At 77.1% G+C, this 1194-nt stretch carries 2 protein-coding genes; both read right to left on the bottom strand.

Annotated features, from left to right (window positions below; translation table 11 throughout):
• Positions 1-708, bottom strand: a 708-nt coding sequence (locus tag NH339_RS18230) for an AzlC family ABC transporter permease (RefSeq protein ID WP_253027472.1), incomplete at its 3' end; no start/stop codon positions are given.
• The coding region (locus NH339_RS18235) for a GNAT family N-acetyltransferase (protein WP_253027474.1) at positions 705-1194 on the bottom strand (490 nt) is incomplete at its 5' end. The genes NH339_RS18230 and NH339_RS18235, both read right to left, overlap by 4 nt.

Here is a 1194-nt window from a genome sequence, read left to right on the forward strand (position 1 = left end):
CGCACCCCCTCGCGCGTCGCGCCGGGCGCGACCGAGGACCAGGCCCAGCGCCACCGCCATGGCTCCGCCGGCGATGATGGGCACCCCGGCCGGGGTGGACGGCACGAGGCCGGCCGCCACGGCGGCGCCGCAGAGGGCGACGAGGCGGGGGAGCGGTCCGTCCAGACGCGGCCACAGCAGACCCAGGAACGCGGCGCCGACGGCGGCATCGAGGCCGTAGGCGCGGGGGTCGCCGATCGCCGTCCCGGCCAGCGCGCCCAGCAGGGTCGACAGGTTCCAGAGCACGAGCACCGATGCGCCCGTCCACCAGAACCCCAGTCGCCCGAGGGCCGGGTGGCGCTGGGCGAGGGCGACGGCGGTCGACTCGTCGATCACGAGGTGCGCGCCGAGCACACGGCGCACCCCGTGCAGCCGCAGCACCGACGCGATGCTCAGACCGTAGAACAGGTTGCGCGACCCGAGCAGGACCGACGTCACCGCGCCGGTGACGGGCGCCCCTCCGGCCGCGACCACGCCGACGAACGCGAACTGCGACGCACCCGTGAACGCGAGCAGGGAGAGCACGCAGGTCTGCAGGACGTCGAGTCCCGAGGTGGTGCCGAGGGCACCGAAGGAGACGCCGTAGGCGCCGGTCGCGGCGCCGACCCCCAGGGAGTCCGCGACCACGCGACGTCGGGCGGCGCGGTCCGGGCCGGCGACGCCGCTCATGCCTCGACGAGCGACGTGACGAGCCGGACCTGCCTCACCGTCCGGCCGCCGGCCTCGTCGGCGAGCTCGCGATGGGCCCCGTCGGCCGTCCAGCCGGTGCCGACGACGAAGGCGCGCAGCCGGTCGTCGGTGGTCGGCACCCACCAGCGTGCGCGGACGAAGTGGTCGGCGCGCAGCGTGTCCATGGCGGCCTGGAGCAGCCGCGAGCCGTGTCCCGCGCCGCGGTGCTGGGGATCGACGAGCAGCTCGCCGACCTCACCGTCGGCCACCCGGTCGGCGTCGGGGTCGTGGCACGGGTGCACGAACGCCACGCCGCGCACCGTCGCCTGCTCGAGTGCCACGAGCACGCGGGCCCTCGCGTCGGGCGGGGAGCCCAGCAGGCGCGCCCACGCGGGGGCCAGGTCGACGTCGGGGACCTCGCCGAGGGCAGCGGCCCACGCGGAGCGCTGCACCTCGGCGATGGCGGGTGCGTCGTCCGGCCACGCC

The sequence above is a fragment of the Aeromicrobium sp. CnD17-E genome, from assembly GCF_024124745.1.
In the GTDB taxonomy this organism is placed as follows: Bacteria; Actinomycetota; Actinomycetes; order Propionibacteriales; family Nocardioidaceae; genus Aeromicrobium.